17 protein-coding genes are annotated in these 16,994 nt (G+C 50.9%); 9 read left to right on the top strand and 8 right to left on the bottom strand.

Features of this window, described 5'->3' with window-relative positions:
- Window positions 1-30: 30 nt before the first annotated feature.
- The 3 genes from SIC18_RS10275 (at window position 31) to SIC18_RS10265 (ending at window position 3,473) form a co-directional block, all read left to right on the top strand.
- Window positions 31-258, top strand: a complete 228-nt coding sequence (locus SIC18_RS10275) for an NAD(P)H dehydrogenase assembly family protein (protein ID WP_413429562.1) — start codon at window positions 31-33, stop codon at window positions 256-258.
- 511 nt (window positions 259-769) lie between these two features.
- The gene (locus SIC18_RS10270) at window positions 770-2,416 is read left to right on the top strand and encodes an iron uptake porin (protein WP_413429561.1); all 1,647 of its coding nucleotides are present in this window, start codon (window positions 770-772) and stop codon (window positions 2,414-2,416) included.
- 334 nt (window positions 2,417-2,750) lie between these two features.
- Window positions 2,751-3,473, top strand: coding sequence for a response regulator transcription factor (locus SIC18_RS10265; protein WP_413429560.1), 723 nt, complete (start codon window positions 2,751-2,753; stop codon window positions 3,471-3,473).
- A 144-nt stretch (window positions 3,474-3,617) separates the two neighbouring features.
- Here the strand turns inward: SIC18_RS10265 and SIC18_RS10260 are convergent, their stop codons facing one another.
- The gene (locus tag SIC18_RS10260) at window positions 3,618-4,280 is read right to left on the bottom strand and encodes a Crp/Fnr family transcriptional regulator (RefSeq protein WP_413429559.1); all 663 of its coding nucleotides are present in this window, start codon (window positions 4,278-4,280) and stop codon (window positions 3,618-3,620) included.
- A 307-nt stretch (window positions 4,281-4,587) separates the two neighbouring features.
- On the opposite strand from SIC18_RS10260, the gene SIC18_RS10255 reads away from it, so the two are divergent.
- Together SIC18_RS10255 and arsJ are read left to right on the top strand one after the other, a co-directional pair.
- On the top strand, window positions 4,588-5,610 hold the full coding sequence (locus tag SIC18_RS10255) for an ArsJ-associated glyceraldehyde-3-phosphate dehydrogenase (protein WP_413429558.1): 1,023 nt from the start codon (window positions 4,588-4,590) through the stop codon (window positions 5,608-5,610).
- Window positions 5,607-6,863 (top strand): organoarsenical effux MFS transporter ArsJ, encoded by a 1,257-nt coding sequence (arsJ, locus tag SIC18_RS10250; RefSeq protein WP_413429557.1) that lies wholly within the window; start codon window positions 5,607-5,609, stop codon window positions 6,861-6,863. Before SIC18_RS10255 ends, arsJ begins: the two co-directional genes overlap by 4 nt.
- Before the next feature lie 275 nt (window positions 6,864-7,138).
- Here the strand turns inward: arsJ and pstS are convergent, their stop codons facing one another.
- The 3 genes from pstS to SIC18_RS10235 form a co-directional block, all read right to left on the bottom strand.
- Window positions 7,139-8,143: a phosphate ABC transporter substrate-binding protein PstS gene (gene pstS / locus SIC18_RS10245; protein ID WP_413429556.1), complete on the bottom strand. Its 1,005-nt coding sequence runs from the start codon at window positions 8,141-8,143 to the stop codon at window positions 7,139-7,141.
- A 118-nt stretch (window positions 8,144-8,261) separates the two neighbouring features.
- Window positions 8,262-8,579, bottom strand: coding sequence for a hypothetical protein (locus SIC18_RS10240; RefSeq protein WP_048348170.1), 318 nt, complete (start codon window positions 8,577-8,579; stop codon window positions 8,262-8,264).
- Window positions 8,580-8,691: 112 nt separating this feature from the next.
- The gene (locus tag SIC18_RS10235) at window positions 8,692-9,483 is read right to left on the bottom strand and encodes a 3'-5' exonuclease (protein ID WP_413429554.1); all 792 of its coding nucleotides are present in this window, start codon (window positions 9,481-9,483) and stop codon (window positions 8,692-8,694) included.
- Window positions 9,484-9,567: 84 nt separating this feature from the next.
- Here SIC18_RS10235 and SIC18_RS10230 point away from each other — a divergent pair, with 84 nt between their 5' ends.
- Genes SIC18_RS10230 through SIC18_RS10220 form a run of 3 tightly spaced genes read left to right on the top strand, consistent with a single transcriptional unit; the run spans window position 9,568 to window position 11,268 of the window.
- Window positions 9,568-10,026 carry a peroxiredoxin gene (locus tag SIC18_RS10230; RefSeq protein ID WP_048346609.1) on the top strand — a complete coding sequence of 153 codons (459 nt, stop codon included), beginning with the start codon at window positions 9,568-9,570 and terminating at the stop codon, window positions 10,024-10,026.
- Window positions 10,023-10,766 (top strand): DUF1350 family protein, encoded by a 744-nt coding sequence (locus tag SIC18_RS10225; protein WP_413429553.1) that lies wholly within the window; start codon window positions 10,023-10,025, stop codon window positions 10,764-10,766. Before SIC18_RS10230 ends, SIC18_RS10225 begins: the two co-directional genes overlap by 4 nt.
- 25 nt (window positions 10,767-10,791) lie before the next feature.
- Entirely contained in the window at window positions 10,792-11,268 is a 477-nt protein-coding gene (locus tag SIC18_RS10220) for a hypothetical protein (RefSeq protein WP_048346607.1), read from the top strand.
- A gap of 58 nt (window positions 11,269-11,326) precedes the next feature.
- Here SIC18_RS10220 and acs read toward each other — a convergent pair whose 3' ends face one another.
- On the bottom strand, window positions 11,327-13,297 hold the full coding sequence (acs, locus tag SIC18_RS10215) for an acetate--CoA ligase (RefSeq protein ID WP_048346606.1): 1,971 nt from the start codon (window positions 13,295-13,297) through the stop codon (window positions 11,327-11,329).
- Here acs and SIC18_RS10210 point away from each other — a divergent pair.
- Window positions 13,278-14,117 carry an HAD family hydrolase gene (locus SIC18_RS10210; protein ID WP_413429551.1) on the top strand — a complete coding sequence of 280 codons (840 nt, stop codon included), beginning with the start codon at window positions 13,278-13,280 and terminating at the stop codon, window positions 14,115-14,117. The genes acs and SIC18_RS10210 overlap by 20 nt on opposite strands.
- On the opposite strand, the gene sds is transcribed toward SIC18_RS10210, so the two are convergent.
- The 3 genes from sds to SIC18_RS10195 are packed head-to-tail and all read right to left on the bottom strand — an operon-like array spanning window position 14,101 to window position 16,992.
- Complete coding sequence (sds, locus tag SIC18_RS10205) at window positions 14,101-15,072, bottom strand: solanesyl diphosphate synthase (RefSeq protein WP_413429549.1); 972 nt, start codon at window positions 15,070-15,072, stop codon at window positions 14,101-14,103. The two genes, SIC18_RS10210 and sds, sit on opposite strands and share 17 nt — an antisense overlap.
- Window positions 15,073-15,109: 37 nt before the next feature.
- Window positions 15,110-15,901 carry a glutamate racemase gene (gene murI / locus SIC18_RS10200; RefSeq protein WP_048346604.1) on the bottom strand — a complete coding sequence of 264 codons (792 nt, stop codon included), beginning with the start codon at window positions 15,899-15,901 and terminating at the stop codon, window positions 15,110-15,112.
- Window positions 15,898-16,992 carry an N-acetylmuramoyl-L-alanine amidase gene (locus SIC18_RS10195; protein ID WP_048346603.1) on the bottom strand — a complete coding sequence of 365 codons (1,095 nt, stop codon included), beginning with the start codon at window positions 16,990-16,992 and terminating at the stop codon, window positions 15,898-15,900. The genes murI and SIC18_RS10195 overlap by 4 nt, the downstream gene beginning before the upstream one ends.
- Window positions 16,993-16,994: the final 2 nt, after the last annotated feature.

The raw sequence follows: 16,994 nt of genomic DNA, 5'->3' as shown, positions 1-16,994 counted from the left end.
GCTGTAGGAGAGGGTGATTGCCCAGGTGTCATGACCGTTTCTATCGGTGACCAAGTCCAACTGATCAGCCCGATGCCCTATCTCAAAACGGCAGACCCCATGCCAATGCTTCGCCCTTCCGATCTTGTTGGCAGCGATGAATCCGGAGCGGTGGTTGCCCTTCATCCCCTCGAAATTGCCGCGGTGCGCTTCCGTCGGGGCACATTTTTAATTCCGATTGATCGCTTATGTCCTGCTGGATCAGATGATGAAGAATAAGGTCCCAGTAAAATAAAAACTACGCCCGAGAAGGACAAAAGATTGCATTCAGATCTGATTAACAAGCAAGTTGATTAATTTAATAGAGCTTGATGCGAAGCTAGCTTGGATAATGTTTACAAGAAAGGGGAGATAATGTTGATGAAACTTTGGTTTTTGAACATTCGAGACGCGTGACTTGGTCGGACAAGACCCTCAATGCAGGAACTTCAATTCAAGAGTTTCAACCCAAGAAGATCAATGAATTTATGCTTAAGCTGATTCGGCGCCTGTCTGATAAAGCTGAAAGCCCTTTCCTTGGTAATTGCTTGGATAACGATAAGGTTAACGATTGCTTTTGGTTAAGCCGAAGTTAACGAAAGGAAAAGTCTTGTTTATGCAATTTAGTAGGGACTCATTTGTGGCGTGGGACACATTCATTTGTTGCGCAGAACACTGCCTATTGATACAGAATCTAATAATTTGTACTCGGGTTGATTCCCAAATTAATTTTTTGGTGTGAGGACCAAAAATGAAACTTTTCCATCAACTTCTGGTGGCCCCAGCTGCCCTGGGCCTTTTGGCACCAGTGGCTGCAAACGCCACTGAGCTGAACATCAATGGTGTGTCTGACTACGCCGCTTCTGGCGAGCAAGTCACCAGCATCACTCAGTTTTCCGACGTTTACCCAACCGACTGGGCTTATCAGGCTCTGAGCAACCTGATCGAGCGCTACGGCTGTGTGGCCGGTTACCCCAACGGCACTTACCGCGGTAACAGGGCGATGACCCGCTTTGAAGCGGCTGCTCTGTTGAACGCCTGTCTCGACCGCGTCACCGAAGTGACCGACGAGCTCAAGCGCCTGATGAAGGAGTTCGAAAAGGAACTCGCCATCCTCAAGGGCCGTGTTGACGGTTTGGAAGCTCGCGTTGGCGAACTGGAAGCCACTCAGTTCTCCACCACCACCAAGCTGAAGGGCAAGACCACCTTTGTGATTGGTGCCGTCAACGGCGGTGGAGACGATGATGCTGCCGATGCATACAATGCCAGTTATGGAGCAACAACTTTTAACTACGATCAGCGTTTAGTTCTTAACACCAGCTTCACGGGTAAAGACAAACTATTGACTCGCCTTCGTACAGGTAATTTTACAAAGGGTTCTAACGCCTTCGGCGGCTCAGGAGTGAATCTGACAGCACTTGATGTTGCCACCGATTCTGCTGGTGGCGGCGGTGCTAACAACAATGTCATTATTGACCGCTTGTATTACAAGTTCCCAGTTGGGAATGAGTTCACAGTGATCGCTGGTGCTGTTGCACGTAATACTGAATCCATTGCTCTTTGGCCATCTAAGTACAACAAAGGTGGGGCAAAGATTCTTGATTGGACCTCACTCATGGGTACCAGTGGTGTCTACAATAAGGAAACAGGTCAATTGATTGGTGCTTATTGGCAGCAAAAAGTTAAGAAAGGCGATAACAATTTGAGTGTTTCCATAAACTATGTTGCTGACGATAAGGATGGAAATAATTCAAACCCTAATGAGGGTGGATTTATGACCTCTAATTCTGAGGCTAGTATCATGGCCCAATTAGGTTATGGCGGTCCTCGCTGGGGACTTGCTTTTGGTTATCGATATGGTCAATGCGATAGCGGTAATGGCCTACGTCGCGGTACATCTTTCGCAAAAGACAATAACTGGAACAACAGTTGTTTCGACGCTAACGGCGTTCGTAGGGGCAGTAGTACCAACAGCTATGCCCTCAATGCCTATTGGGCACCTGAGGATCCTGGTTTCATTCCTTCCATCTCTCTTGGTTGGGGTCTGAATACAGTTAGTTCAAACGACAAGGTCGAAGGCTCGCCTGTGACTACGCAAAGTTGGATGGCTGGTTTGAAGTGGGATGATGTCTTTTTGAAAGGGAATGATCTTGGCTTCGCTGTTGGTCAACCTACTTTCGCAACGGCTCTAAAGGGCGGTGATACCCCCTACGATGGCAATTATGTCTTCGAGCTTTATTACAATTTCCAGGTGACGGACAACATTGCTGTTACTCCAGCATTGTTTTATCTATCTCGTCCTGAAGGACAGGACACTCAAGCTTTCGGGAACGGAAGAGGCTATGACGGCCAGTTTAATGTCTTTGGTGGATTGGTTCAAACAACCTTTAAATTCTAAGGAGAGTTTGACACTAATTCTCAGTTAGCTTGTTAATGTCAGACCCTCTGCTTTTGCTGGGGGTCTTTTTTATGGTTTGCTATTTCATGATGGAGTTTTTTCCCTATATCTTCTTACGGCTGTATCCCATTTTCTGCGGATGAACCGGTGTCGTATCCCATCTGATCGGTTGGAGTGAATCAATCTCTTTTGGATCGTTTCTTGGTTACCTGCTCTCTCTTACCTGGTTCTCATTAGCTTCTCGATCGATGGCAAGAGTTATACAGAGAAACAGCTCGTTGGCTATACTGATGAGAGAGTCCCTAAAGGATTTTTTCAAGTTGTTCATATCCAGATGACATCCGATTTTTTTGATATCTCCCATGCCGCCCGTTTGTTGGTTTTGGATCAAGATGAAGAAATTCGTGATCAGGTCTGTGGAGTTCTAAGGGAAGAGGGATTTGATGTTAAATCTTTGGACAATGGATTACTTGGATGGGATCTTTTACAGTGTGAAGAGTTTGAATTGATTGTGCTTGATCGCAAGCTACCCGGGCTCAGTGGTTTTGATCTTTGTAGAAAACTCAGGATGCAAAATAATCAAGCTCTTGTTTTAATGACTAGTAGTTTAAATACGGAAGCTGATCGTGTGTTAGGTCTCGAAGTTGGTGCCGATGATTATTTAGTGAAGCCCTTTGGCTATCGTGAGTTTTTAGCTCGTTGTAGAGCTCTTTTACGACGCCATCCATTGAGTGGAGCCGCATTGAAAGGAACGGCTCCTGAACAGTTTCAGTGTTGTGATCTCAAGCTCTTTCCCGATGAATGCAGGGCTTGTCGTGATGGTTGCGATCTCAAGCTTTCGCCTAAAGAATATAAACTCCTTGAGCTTTTCATGCAAAACCCTAAGAGAGTGTGGAGTAGAGACGAGCTTTTAGATCAGATATGGGGGGTCGATTATATCGGCGACAAAAAAACGGTTGATGTTCACATTCGTTGGCTTCGTGAGAAAATTGAAATCAACCCTTCTAGTCCGGCTAAGATATTTACTGTGCGAGGTTTTGGGTACCGTTTTTGTTGATTTGTAATTAAGACATCGCTAGGGTTGTCAACTACATGAAATCGTCAATCTACTGAAAACCAGTAAATGCTGATAGATTTCCTTGGAAAGTTTAATTGATATATCTTATGGTTCGAGATTTATGGTTTTAGCCTTTGGCGTATTTCATCCTCTCGAAGAAGTTTCATGAGTTGGAATGTTTTTGTATTTAATAGGATTTGGAAGGTGGCTCACGATGATTCGTTGATTGTTGTCATACTGAAGCCAGCCGCTCTCTTTGAGTTGACCGAGTACCTTCGTGACGGTGACTCGAGTTGTGCTTACTGCACCGGCTATTTCCTGGTGGGTTAGGCGTAAATTTAGATTCAGTCCTTGATCACATGGATGGCCATAATCTTCTGCTAAAAGTTCTAAAAAGCTTTTGATGCGATTTTCAACACCACGGAGACCCAATAGGGCGATTAGCGATTCGGACTGACGTGTTCTGCGCATCATCGCCTTCATCAGACTTCTGCTCAGATCTGGATTGGTATTGACGTCTTTCATTGAAAGACCAAGTAAGTCGCAGTGATCAAGAGTCGTGGCCTCGTAAAGATTGAGGTGCGTTAATGGCTCTCCAAAAGGTTCGTTTGCTCCTGCAAGTCCAATCAAAATATCTTCACCTTGCTCATTGAGGAAACTCAATTTGACAATACCTCTTACGACTATCCAAAGATGATCGGGTAGTAAGGGAACCTTGGCTCCTGAATCGAAATGAATAAGGCGACGTTGATAACTGTTTTCTAAATCTCCGATGAATTCGCTGGAGTTGCTAGGAGTGCAAACCATTTCGCGATGTTCTCGTGGTTTCACAAATAACCTAATGGAGTCTCATTCAGCACTGAGCAAAGAACTGGTAATGGTTTGTTTAAGGAATTTTGCGATTACTGATAATCTCCTGATCTGCATAATGCTTCTCGATAGTACTTCTTGATTTATTTTCCCACCCTCCTGCTCGAGTCATTGATGGCTGGCTTTAGGTGTGGTGCTTGAGGAAGAGCAAAACTTTACCTGGCTTACACGGCATTTTAACCCTTTCTAAACACACCGCGGCCCTGTTGTGAGTAGATGTGGACACAGCTTTTGATTGGCTTCGATGCGAATTGGCATCAATGGTTTTGGCCGGATTGGTCGGCTCGTTTTTCGTGCGCTATGGGGCCGTCCAGGCATTGACATTGTTCATGTGAACGATTGCGCTGGTGATGCTGTTGCTGCTGCCCATCTCCTTCACTTTGACTCTGTTCATGGCCGCTGGCAACATCAGGTTTGCCCCCACTTGAATGGATTTCTTGTCGGTGAACAGCAAGTGCGATATAGCTCAGAGAGTGATCCTGCGAGTGCATCCTGGATTGAATCTGGCGTAGAAATGCTTCTAGAATGTAGTGGAAAATTTAAAACATCAGAATCGCTCAAATTATTCTTAAATGTTTTAAACCTGAAGCGAATACTGGTTGCTTGTCCAGTTACAGGTGATGTTGATGGCGTTGATATTCTGAATATTGTTTATGGTATTAATCACCATCTCTATGACCCCAGTCATCACAAGGTTGTAACAGCAGCATCTTGCACGACAAACTGTCTTGCACCCATTGTTCAGGTTGTTCATAACAGCTTCGGGATTAAGCACGGTTCGATTACTACACTCCACGATGTCACTAATACACAGGTTGTTGTGGATGGCTTTCATAATGACTTACGACGTGCTAGATCCTGTCTTCAAAGTGTGATTCCAACCACAACTGGATCAGCAAAAGCTATCGGTCTTATCTTTCCTGAATTAGAAGGTAAGTTGAATGGTCATGCGGTGAGAATTCCACTCTTGAATGCATCCCTTACTGATGCAGTGTTTGAACTGGAGAAAGAAGTGAGCATAGAGGACGTTAATGGAGCCTTTGAAGCCGCTGCCAATGGAGAACTTCAGGGCATTCTTGGCTATGAAACCCGTCCATTGGTGTCTGTGGATTATGTCAATGACAGTCGCAGTACCATCATTGATGGCTTGTCGACCATGGTCATCAACGGCACTCAAATTAAGGTCTATGCTTGGTATGACAATGAATGGGGATACAGTTCACGAATGGCGGATTTGGCATGCCATGTGGCCTGCCTCGAGGAATGAGGTTTTCTTCGCTGCAGCAATACAGCATCGTGACTGCGAATTATTGGGCGTTCACGCTTACTGACGGTGCCTTGCGCATGTTGGTGTTGTTTCACTTCCATGAACTTGGTTACTCCACTCTTGAGATTGCGTTTTTGTTTCTCTTTTATGAATTTTTTGGGATCCTCACTAATCTCTATGGTGGTTTGATTGGTGCTCGCTATGGGTTACGTCTTACGTTATGGGTTGGTACTTTGCTTCAGATTGTTGCATTGTTGATGCTGATACCTGTTGCTGCTAGCTGGCCTAAGTTATTGAGTGTGAGTTATGTAATGGTGGCTCAGGCAGTTAGTGGCATTGCAAAAGACCTCAACAAAATGAGTGCTAAAAGCGCAATTAAGGTCGTTGTTCCCGTGAATGCAGATGATGTGCAGGCCGGTGAATCACAACTGTTTAAATGGGTTGCCATTCTTACTGGCTCCAAAAATGCTCTCAAGGGCGTAGGTTTTTTTCTGGGTGGTGTTCTTCTCACCTCCTTGGGCTTCAATGCAGCAGTCGGCTGGATGGCTGCGGGTTTGGCATTTGCATTCCTGCCAACCTTGGTTTTGCCAGCTGATTTCGGCAAGATGAGGGTCAAACCGTCGTTTTCCTCCCTGCTCTCTAAATCTCAGGGGATCAATGTTCTGTCTTTGGCTCGTTTTTTCTTGTTTGGGGCTAGAGATGTTTGGTTTGTGGTGGCTTTGCCCGTCTTTCTCGAGGCGTCTTTGGGGTGGAACTTCTGGGAGATTGGCGGTTTTCTTGGCCTTTGGGTGATTGGTTACGGCATCGTTCAGGGTTCTGCTCCTGCTTTACGTCGTCTTTGGGGGAAAAACACTCCACCTGGGGTTTCATCCCTCCAGTTCTGGAGTGCCTTATTAACTGCGATACCGGCTCTCATCGCTGTAGCGCTGTGGCGTGAGGTAGATGTTTCGATTGCCATCACTGCTGGTTTGGCTGCTTTTGGAATTGTGTTTGCGATGAACTCCTCCATTCACTCCTACATGGTGCTTTCGTACACCGATTCTGAGAGCGTCAGCCTCAACGTAGGTTTTTATTACATGGCGAATGCGGCGGGACGTTTGACGGGGACATTGTTGTCTGGAGGTATTTTCTTGCTAGGTGGAATGCAGGCTTGTTTATGGATGTCTTGTCTTCTTGTTGGTCTAGCGTTTTTGAGCAGTTGCAAATTACCTTTACCGCCTAGGCATTGCGTTAACTCTATTCAATCAGTGTAATTGCTCGAGTTGATTAGAGAATTCTGATTGATTTTATGTGTGAATTCCTTTTTTGTTTTAAGTGGTTAAGTTAGTTGTTCTTGTCTTTCCCTGGATCGTATTCGTTTGTTGTTTTTTTAGCTTTTCGGCGATGTTGAAGTTGTGCTGTGCTGACCTTCCCGGACTTGTTCTTGATCAGACCCAGGGTAACAAGCCTTAGATTTTTGATCATTAAAAATGGGGGCAACATTCTGCTCCCCCCTGGGCTTTCTTTTTATATGTTGCTCTTCTAAAGATTACTCCTTAAGTGTGTTAACGGCTTCCTTCGCTTTGCTGATCACTTCTGGAGGAAGTGACACATAACCAAGCTCTGGAGCTTTGGACTGGGCCTCGTCCGAGAGCATGTAATTAAAGGTCTTCTGAAGAAGCGGGAGCTTTTCAGCATTGTCGTTGGCGTAGGCCAGCACCCATGTGAACGTCACGATTGGATATCCACCCATGGGGTTTGGGTTGCCACCGATCAGATCTGGACCAAGATCGATGGACCCCAGTGCTTCACTGGCAGTTTTGTTGGTGGGGAAGACTTTCTTCCCTGATCCGTTTTCAGCAGCAGCTGCTTGGAGATCTCCTTTCACATAGGCCAGCTCGACGTAGCCAATGCCACCATCGATTTGTTGAAGTTGCGCAGACACTCCTTCGTTTCCTTTCGCTCCAATTCCTGTTGGCCACTGAACAGACTTGTCAGCTCCAACATTTTCTTTCCATTCAGGGCTGATCGCTGAAAGGTGCTTAGTGAAGTTGTAGGTGGTGCCAGATCCATCGGAGCGATGAACAATTTTGATGGCTTTTGGATCGCATCCAAGTTCGCTGTAATTATTAATGTTGCCTAAAAAGATTCCTGCTAATTGTTTTTGTGATAACTCAAGTTTGCAACCAGAGTTGTTGTAAGCAACGGCAATGGCACCTGCCGTCATCGGGATCTGCACGACACCACGACTCACTTTTTCAATGGCTTCGGGTTTCATTGGCTTGTCAGAAGCCCCGAAGTCAACCGTGCCTGCAGTGAATTGGCGCACACCCGCTCCGGAACCCACGGATTGGTAATTCACTTGGATTCCTTGTGGCGCTAGGTCAGAAAACCAACGTTGATAAATCGCTGCGGGAAAGGAAGCGCCAGCAGCTGCAAGTGTCCCTTCGATGTTGCTGTTACTGTTTTCTGTACTGGTACAGGCTGCAAGGCCTAGGCCTGCTGCTACACCCATGAGAGTCATGGATGAGCTAATCAAGAAAGGACGACGCATGTTGCGAAATCACTGCATGCTTGTTTTAGGTGTTGGTATCCATAGGCACTTAAAGGTTGCGTTAAGGACTGGTTATCGGTTCTCATTTGCTTGGTGTTGATCCATCGTTTCGTTCGGATTATGGGTCGTCATGTTCCTGATGTTTGTGTGTCCTGGGGGTGGCGGTTTGATCGTTTTGAGGGCAGGTCAAACGCGTTTCGACGGAATAGCGAATGAGCCAGCGATTCACTCGGATTCGTTCCGTCGGAGGCACTTCGTCCAGCAACTGTGAAAGTTCAATCGCTCCGAGTCGCCTCAACTCACGAACATCCACGTGCCACAGGGATTCCGCTTCTCTGATCAGACGGGCCCAGGTGCGAACCTCCTGCCAGCGCCTCAAGCGCTGCCGTAAGGGATCAAAGCTCCGGAATTCGCAGTGGCTGAGAAATCTCTGCACGCTGGGCCGAAATGAGAGAACAACCGTACTGACAGCCTGATGCCGTGAGCCTGACCCTTCAAAAATCACCTACGTGGCTTCGGATTGCTGAAATAAATCAGGATGGTTGACGTTAACTCTCGTCTTGGGGCACAACTGCAAATGGCAGTTCTTCCACTTCGCGTTGGCTGAGACGCCTGGTCCAAGCCCCCTTCACTGGATCATTCCAACGGAAGCCTGCATCTCGAGCTAACTGGCGATCGTCATAGGAAATCTGAGCCCTCATTAAGGAACGGGGTTCCAATCCACGTTCGATGAGTTGTTCCAGTTGATCGCAACGGCGGAACACTTCTGCCAGATAGATGCAATCGGTTAACGCTCGATGGGCCGCCCAAACCGGAATCTCATAGGCGAGTGCCAAGTCACGGACTGAAGGTCGTGACCTGAGCTGCTTGTCTTCGGGCCAACGCATGTCTTCCATGCTGCAAAGCCAGGGCAGATTTGTTGCAGGAAGATGGCCTCTTCCAAACCATTGCCGGTCAAAGGCCGCGTTATGGGCCACCAGTAGATCAGCAGCGTTCAGTAGTTCCTGGAAGTAGTCGAGTCCTGGTTTCCAGGGTTGTGGTAGTCGAGTGACTGCGGCGGGGATGCGATTGATGGCCTCAGCCGCATTGGATTCAACGGGCAAGAGGCAAGACATCTGGGCCAGAATCTGCCGGCTTGGGACATCAAACAAAATGGCGCCAATTTCGAGGCAGTGATGCGCTTCAGGTGCCAGGCCTGAGGTTTCCGTATCAATGATCAACAGGGTTTGAACGGCTGCTTCATCGCTCTCTTGCTCCTGTTGCATCGGAAGAGCTACCGGCTCTTCTACCTGGAATTCACCCAGAAGATTTAATTGACCAGGAACTGCGCCTGACTCCATCACTGCAGCTTTTCCGTTCTGACAGGCATTCTCCCGTCTTGCCCTAAGTGCTTCCTAGGGTGCCGCTAATTCTTGATTCCCTCCATGGCTCTCACGATCGGAGACCGGGCACCAGAGATCGCCCTCGAAGATCAAGACGGCGTGCTGCGTCGTCGTGATGAGCTGCATGACAAGGTCTTGGTGTTGTTTTTCTACCCCAAAGACGACACCCCTGGTTGCACAGCAGAAGCGTGTGCCTTCCGCGATACCTATTCCTCTTTCGAGGCTCTCGGTGCTGTGGTGTGGGGTGTCAGCAGCGACGATGCTGTGAGTCATCGAAAATTTGCTCAGCGCTACCAGTTGCCGTTCCCTCTCCTGAGTGACCAGGGTCAACAACTGCGTTCGAGTTTTGGGGTTCCGAAAGTTCTTGGATTGCTTCCAGGACGAGTGACCTATGTGATTGATGCGGAGGGCACGATTCGTCATCTCTTCAACAACATGCTCGATGGCCCGGCGCATGTGCGTGAAGCCGAGCGGATCGTGAAGGAGCTGTCAAAAGGATGAGCCGCTGGCAGCGACAACAGGGCTGCTGGTGCCTCTGGCCTGCCTCACCGCAAGGACTGATTGAATTTATTGGAGGAAGCTATCTCGCCACCAATCCTCAGATCAGTTACCGGCGTCTGTTGGAAGGATTGGCTGCCCGTCAGTTCGCTGTCCACGCTTGGAGCTTTGTGCCAGGTTTCGACCATCAGCTGCAGGCCCGAGAAGGTTGGCAGGCCCTTCGCACCTGTCGCTCTGCCTTGAATCAGCGTTTAGGACAAGATCTTGCTCCGGTCCGCGTCGGTCATAGCTTGGGCTGCAAGTTGCATTTGCTTGCACCGGATGGCGGACGCAACAGTGTTGCGATGGTCGCGTTGAGTTTCAATAATTTCACCGCTGAACGGTCGATTCCCCTCCTTGGCACCCTGGCGCCAAGCCTTGGTGTGGTCACGGAATTCAGTCCTGGGCCAGAGGAAACTCTGCGCTTGATTGAACGCTATTACTTACAGCCCCACAACCTGGTGATTCGCTTCGGGACGGATCAGCTTGATCAAAGCCAGGACTTGATGCAGGCGCTGAGCAGGCGATCCGATGACCAAAGCCAGTTTGTTTCCATGAAGGGAGATCACCTCACCCCGGCCAGTGCTGGACTTCGACAGGGCCTTCTCGGTGATTGGGCCGATGATCCTTCAAGAGCCAGGGTGATCGGTCAATTGGTTGATTCCATCAGCAACGTGCGACTTGGTCTTGAACGTCAGCCATGATTAAGGAAGCTCTTGTTCAATTGTTGTGAGCGACAACAACACGCAAAAAGTTCTTCTGCAGATTGCTAGGTCCATCGCGCTGAGTGATGGCTCGATTTCAGATGAGGAAGAGCGTTTGCTCAAAGACTTACCTGAGCGCCTTTATCTCACGGACACCACCCCTGATTACAGACCCAATCAGCCACAAAGTTTGACTGAGCTGGCCAAGTTGCTCACGAATCACACCGATCAGTGCACAGCGGTCCGAGTGGCTTGTTTGGTGGCTGGTGTGTCGCGGAACCCAGGCGATGCATCGGATATCAATCCAAAAGAACGGATGGCTTATCGCGAGTTGATCGCAGCTCTTCACGTTTCGGAGGAGGAATTGAGCGAAATTCAATGGGCTGCAAAAGAAGAGCTCCAGCAGAAACCTTCGCTTCTCAACGTGATTTTGGATGCCATTTATGGAAAAGATGGATGGCCCGACCAAGCCTTGCTTCCACCTGATTTTCCGATGATTTGAGAGATCAACCATGCAGAAACAGCGAGGCGATAGCTGCCTCTGCATGGATGGGGTGGCCCTAGCCGCGTAAACGATCGAGAACGGAGCGGTCTTCCAGAGTGCTGGTGTCGCCAGTGACCTCTTCGCCGGCAGCAAGAGCTCTCAGAATCCGGCGCATAATCTTGCCACTACGCGTTTTTGGCAAGGCATCGCTGCAGCGAATCTCATCCGGTCTGGCGATCGGTCCGATCTCCTTTCCAACATGGGCGCGCAGCTCGGCAACGAGGGCGTCGCTGGACTCTCGTCCCAGCTCCAGCGTCACGAAGGCAACAATCCCCTCACCCTTCAGATCATCGGGTCGTCCGACTACAGCCGCTTCGGCGACGGCGGGATGGCTGACCAAGGCCGACTCGATCTCCATCGTGCCAAGACGATGGCCTGAGACGTTGATGACGTCATCCACACGCCCCATCACCCAGAAATACCCGTCGGCATCTTTGCGCGCTCCGTCACCAGCGAAGTAGAGATGCGATCCATCGGCAGGGCGAATCGCTTCCCAGTAGCTCTCCCGGAACCGTTGGGGATTTCCATGAACGGTGCGCATCATGCCTGGCCAAGGGGCTCGCACCGCCAGGTACCCCCCCTCGTTTGGATCACAGCTATTGCCCTCGGCATCAATGATGTCGGCCTGAATCCCCGGTAAGGGCAAGGTGGCAGAGCCTGGTTTGGTCGGGGTCGCTCCAGGCAAAGGGCTGATCATCACACCACCGGTTTCTGTTTGCCACCAGGTGTCGACGATCGGACAGCGTTCACCGCCAACCACATCGCGATACCACATCCAGGCTTCAGGGTTGATCGGTTCACCGACGGTGCCGAGCAGGCGCAGGCTGCTCATGTCGTATTGATCAGGTACCGCACGGCCACTCCTCATAAAGGCACGAATCGCCGTAGGAGCGGTATAGAAAATGCTGATTTTGTGTTTCTGAATCAGCTCCCAGAAGGCCCCTGGCTTGGAGGGGCGAGGAGCACCCTCGTACATCACCGTGGTTGCACCGTTCGACAGAGGTCCGTAGACGATGTAGCTGTGTCCAGTGATCCAGCCCACATCGGCCGTGCACCAAAACACATCGTCATCACGGATGTCGAAGATCCATTGAAAGGTCAAATGGGTCCAGAGGTTGTATCCGGCAGTGGTGTGGACCACACCTTTGGGTTTTCCGGTTGATCCAGAGGTGTAAAGCACAAATAATCTGTCTTCGCTCGCCATGGGCTCAGCGGTGCACGCATCGGATTGATGGTCCACGAGTTCGTGCCACCACTGATCACGCCCAGCCACCATCTCCACTGGTTCGTCGGTGCGCTTCACCACGAGTACTGACTGCACCGTTGGGCAAGCACCATCGGCAAGCGCTGCATTCACAGCAGGCTTCAGCGATACAGGCTTGTCTTTTCGGAAACCACCATCGGCCGTGATGACCGCTTTGACTTCACCGTCGATGAGACGATCCCGCAGGGCTTCTGCTGAGAACCCACCAAACACAACAGAGTGAGGAGCACCAATGCGCGCACAGGCCAGCATGGCGATAGCGGCCTCCGGAACCATGGGCATGTACAGAGCGACTAGATCGCCTTTGCCGATCCCAATGGTCTTAAGGGCGTTGGCAGCTCGACACACCTCGGCATGCAGCTCCTTGTAGGTGAAGGTGCGGACATCCCCGGGCTCTCCCTCCCAGATCAGGGCTGGTTTGTTGGCCTTCGGTCCATTCAGATGCCGGTCAAGACAGTTGTAGGAAAGGTTGGTGGTTCCCCCCTCAAACCAGCGCGCAAACGGCGGATTAGTCCAGTCGAGAACGGTGTGAAACGGTTCAAACCAATGCAGTTCACGACGGGCCGCGTCTCCCCAGAACGTGTCTGGATCTGCTTTGGCCGCTTCCGCAAGAGCGCGATAGGACTCCATCCCAGAAATTCGCGCATCGCTGGCGAGGTCCGCCGGTGGATCAAAGACACGCTGTTCTTGAAGCACGCTCTCAATGGTGGAACCCTCACTCATCGCCTGCTGCTCAAATGCACTGACAGCACAACACTATCGACGCTTTCAGCATCCGCACCAGTCGCGTTGTCAGAATCCACAGAAGAGTGATATGGCAACGATGCCAAAGGCTGGATCCTTGTCAGCGCCAAAAGCATGCTTGTTTGATCTTGATGGGCTCCTGCTCGATACCGAACCCTTGCAGGCAGAGGCTTGGAAGGCAGCGGCAGCCTGCTTCAACGGATCCTTAACGCCTCAGCAACTTCAGCAGCTCAAGGGACGTCGCCGGGATGACAATGCCAACTTGGTGTGTTCATGGTTGCAGCAGTCCGTTTCAGCGGAGCAGCTCCTGACAGCGCGGGAGCCGATTGCTAAGCGATTAGTGGCTTCGGCTCTAGCGGTTCCTGGCGCTGAGTCACTCATCCGTTTTTGCCGCTCTCAGCATTTGCCGATGGCACTTGTCACCAGCAGTAAGGAAGCGTCCCTGCTGTACAAGATCTCTGGACATCCTTGGTTGGATTTGATTCAAAGCCGTGTGTTGGGTGATGACCCTGAACTTCGGGCAGGAAAACCAGCTCCTGATCCCTACCTGTTAGCGACCCAGCGACTTGGGGTTTTGCCAAGAGAATGCTGGGTGTTTGAAGATTCAGAGGCTGGGTGTCAGTCGGCCTTAGAAGCAGGTTGCTTGGTCTGGCAATTGGTCCCACCACCCAGTGAAACTGCTCTCAGTCAAAACGCCTTCGTTGAAACCGATGGACTGCACCATTCTCGGCTCACTCGTATCACCAATTTGGCGGAAGCAGAGAGACAACTCTGCAAAAGCCTTAGTACAAACGACTAAGCACGAAGTCTGGTAATTCGAGTAAGGCTGTTCTTGACGGGGATTCGGGCAACCAATCCAGGGATTGTCTTGCTTCGCGTGCAAATGTTTTGGCGAGTTCCCTTGTGCGAGGAATCGCTTCTGATTCACGAACCAAAGCCAAAGCAGTTTCGAGATCACCGGTTCCACTGAATTCGCGTTCGATCAAACCCGATAGAGCAGGATGCTCCTCAAGGGCATAGAGAGCGGGCGCTGTGAGATAGCCGCTCGATAAATCACTAGCTGCTGGCTTCCCAAGTTGTTGATCACTAGCGGTGAAATCAAGGATGTCATCCACAACCTGGAACGCTAGACCTAGCTGACGACCGTAGTGATATAACGACTCGAGTTGAGACTCAGGCAAGCCACTTAAAACACCAGCTGCTTTTGCGCTATTGGCGATTAATGAGGCCGTCTTGCAGTAACTCTTCTCGAAATAAGTTTCGAAGGATTGACCGGTATCAAAGCGAAACAAGCCTTGCTTTACTTCACCATCAGCGAGATCCATGATCACGCGGCTGAGCAATTTCACAACATCGAGGTTGTCGAGATTTGCCAAATGCCAACTCGCCTGGGCGAACAGGAAATCACCGGCTAAAACGGCAACTCTGTAATTAAAACGGCTGTGGACGGTCTCAACACCACGGCGGGTGGACGCTTCATCGACAACATCGTCGTGGACGAGTGAGGCGGTGTGGATCATCTCAGTGATCTCCGCCAGGCGTCGATGGCGCGAACTGAGCTCTCCGTCTGGAGACAGCGCCCTAGAAATGAGTAAAACGATTCCTGGCCTAAGCCGTTTCCCCCCTGCGCTGAAGAGGTGTTCGGCAGCTGCTTGGAGAATCGGGTGACCGGCTCCTATCAGGCTGCGAAGGTCGCTTAGCAGGATCTCTAGATCCGCCTCGACCGGCTGCAGCAACTCGGTGACGGTGGCCATGAATCCCCTCGGTGCAGTGATCCTAGGTAACGCAGACCTATGGATGCAGATTCACGAGATCAACGCAAGGCCTTTGGCCCAGCCAAGCCGTGGCTCTCTCCGCAAAGCCTTGGGCGTCTTTCGTCACGCAAAGATGGGCTGCTTCCAGTGATACCGGTTGATTTTGGCTTCCCGGTAACGGTTGGCCCAGAAAGGCGTCGAGTTGCGTTGCGACGGCGACAGCAGGATCGATCAAACGCATATGAGGCGGCAATAAGTTCGCAAGAAGCGGCACGAGCAGCGGGTAGTGGGTGCAGCCGAGCACCACCGAATCAACGGAGGCCTCGAGTAAGGGTTGTAAATATCGAATTGCCGCTTTACGTAGCTCATCAGAACGGAGATCTCCGGCTTCGATCAGCGGAACAAAGTCCGGACAGGCCTGTTGCACGACCAAGGTTCCTGGATGGAGCGCTTCGATGCTCTCTCGATAGGCGCCAGAGGCCACTGTTGCTGGCGTGGCGAGAACACCAACTCGCGATTCTTTAACCAAAGCAGCGGCAGCTCCAATCAGACCTACAACAGGTACGCCGGCCTGTCCCTCGGTGACGTCTCTGGCGAGAGCATTGGTGGTGTTGCAAGCCATCACAACGGTGGAGACCTTTTGGGCTCGCAACCAAGCCACAACCTCAGCCGCAATCGAACGAATTTCTGAAGGAGAGCGACTTCCGTAGGGAACACGGGCGGTGTCGCCTAAGTAGGTCACTGGCACTGCACCGTGGCGCTCCAGGATTCTGCGCAGCACGGTGAGCCCGCCAATGCCACTGTCAAACAGTCCAAGACGAATGGTCAACGCACACCTTTTAGATAATCAAGAATGCCGGTGGCAATCGCTAAAGCAAGCCGTTGACGGTGGGACGAGGTTGCGAGGCGCGGAGAATCAATGTTGCCAGTGACGAATCCCATCTCGACAAGAGCTGCTGGCATCGTGGTGCGCCTAATCACAAAAAATCGACCTCTTTTAACACCCCGATTCGGGCTGCCGGGGGACACATTTAGCATTTGCTGCTGCAGATGAGTGGCTAAGCGTGCGGAACGACGGTCGGAGTAAAAGAAGGTCTCGATCCCATTCACATCTGGCCTGGCCATGCTGATCGCGTTGGCATGAATGCTGACGAAAGCATCGGCACCAACGCGATTGGCAATCGAAACTCGGGGTGGCAAATCCACATCCACTTCCGCTGTCCGCGTCATGGTGACCTGAACCCCCCTGGCTTCCAGTAATCGAGCGACTTGAAGCGAGATATCGAGAACGATTTCACTCTCCCGGATGCCTCGGATCCCTACAGCGCCAGGATCGGGACCACCATGACCTGGATCGATCACGACGCGATATCGTCCTCGCGTCACGGTGGGTAAGCCTGCGGCATTCACCGGAGTTCGGCTGGGTTGGATGCGTAGGCCACCGGCCCAGGACCCTGAGGCTGCACGGTTGATATTTCCTTCCCCGATCGCTCGCAATCCAGTGGTGGAAAGTCCTTGAAACCTCAGCTTCCAGCGGTTTGAAGCGGTACCGATCAATTTCAATTGACTGGGATCGAGATCAACCCCTGGCTGAAACTCGATCACCAAACGGGTTTCACCCGGGCTCGGTTTACCAAGACGAATTTCGCGGACAGGGCCAGAACCGGGCAGGCTTCTGGCGCGGCTGAGCTCACCTGGAAAATCGATCCACACCCTGGGCCCGCGCTGTCGATCTCCGGCTTCGAAGAAGGCTTGAAGTCGTGCACCCGCAGCGGTTCGTAACAGGAGCTCCCCTGAAGAGCTGAGTTTCCACGCTGCAAGGGCACTAGCGGCCTGGGCTGGCAGGCTGATCAGCAGCGATGAGGCTTGTACAGCCGCGGCAAGGACGAGCGCAGTGAAGCGAAAGGGCAGCGGGGCCATGA

The organism is Synechococcus sp. Cu2B8-bc1011 (assembly GCF_047302735.1).
Classification (GTDB): Bacteria; Cyanobacteriota; Cyanobacteriia; order PCC-6307; family Cyanobiaceae; genus Synechococcus_C.
This window is presented reverse-complemented; position numbering and strand designations above follow the sequence as displayed.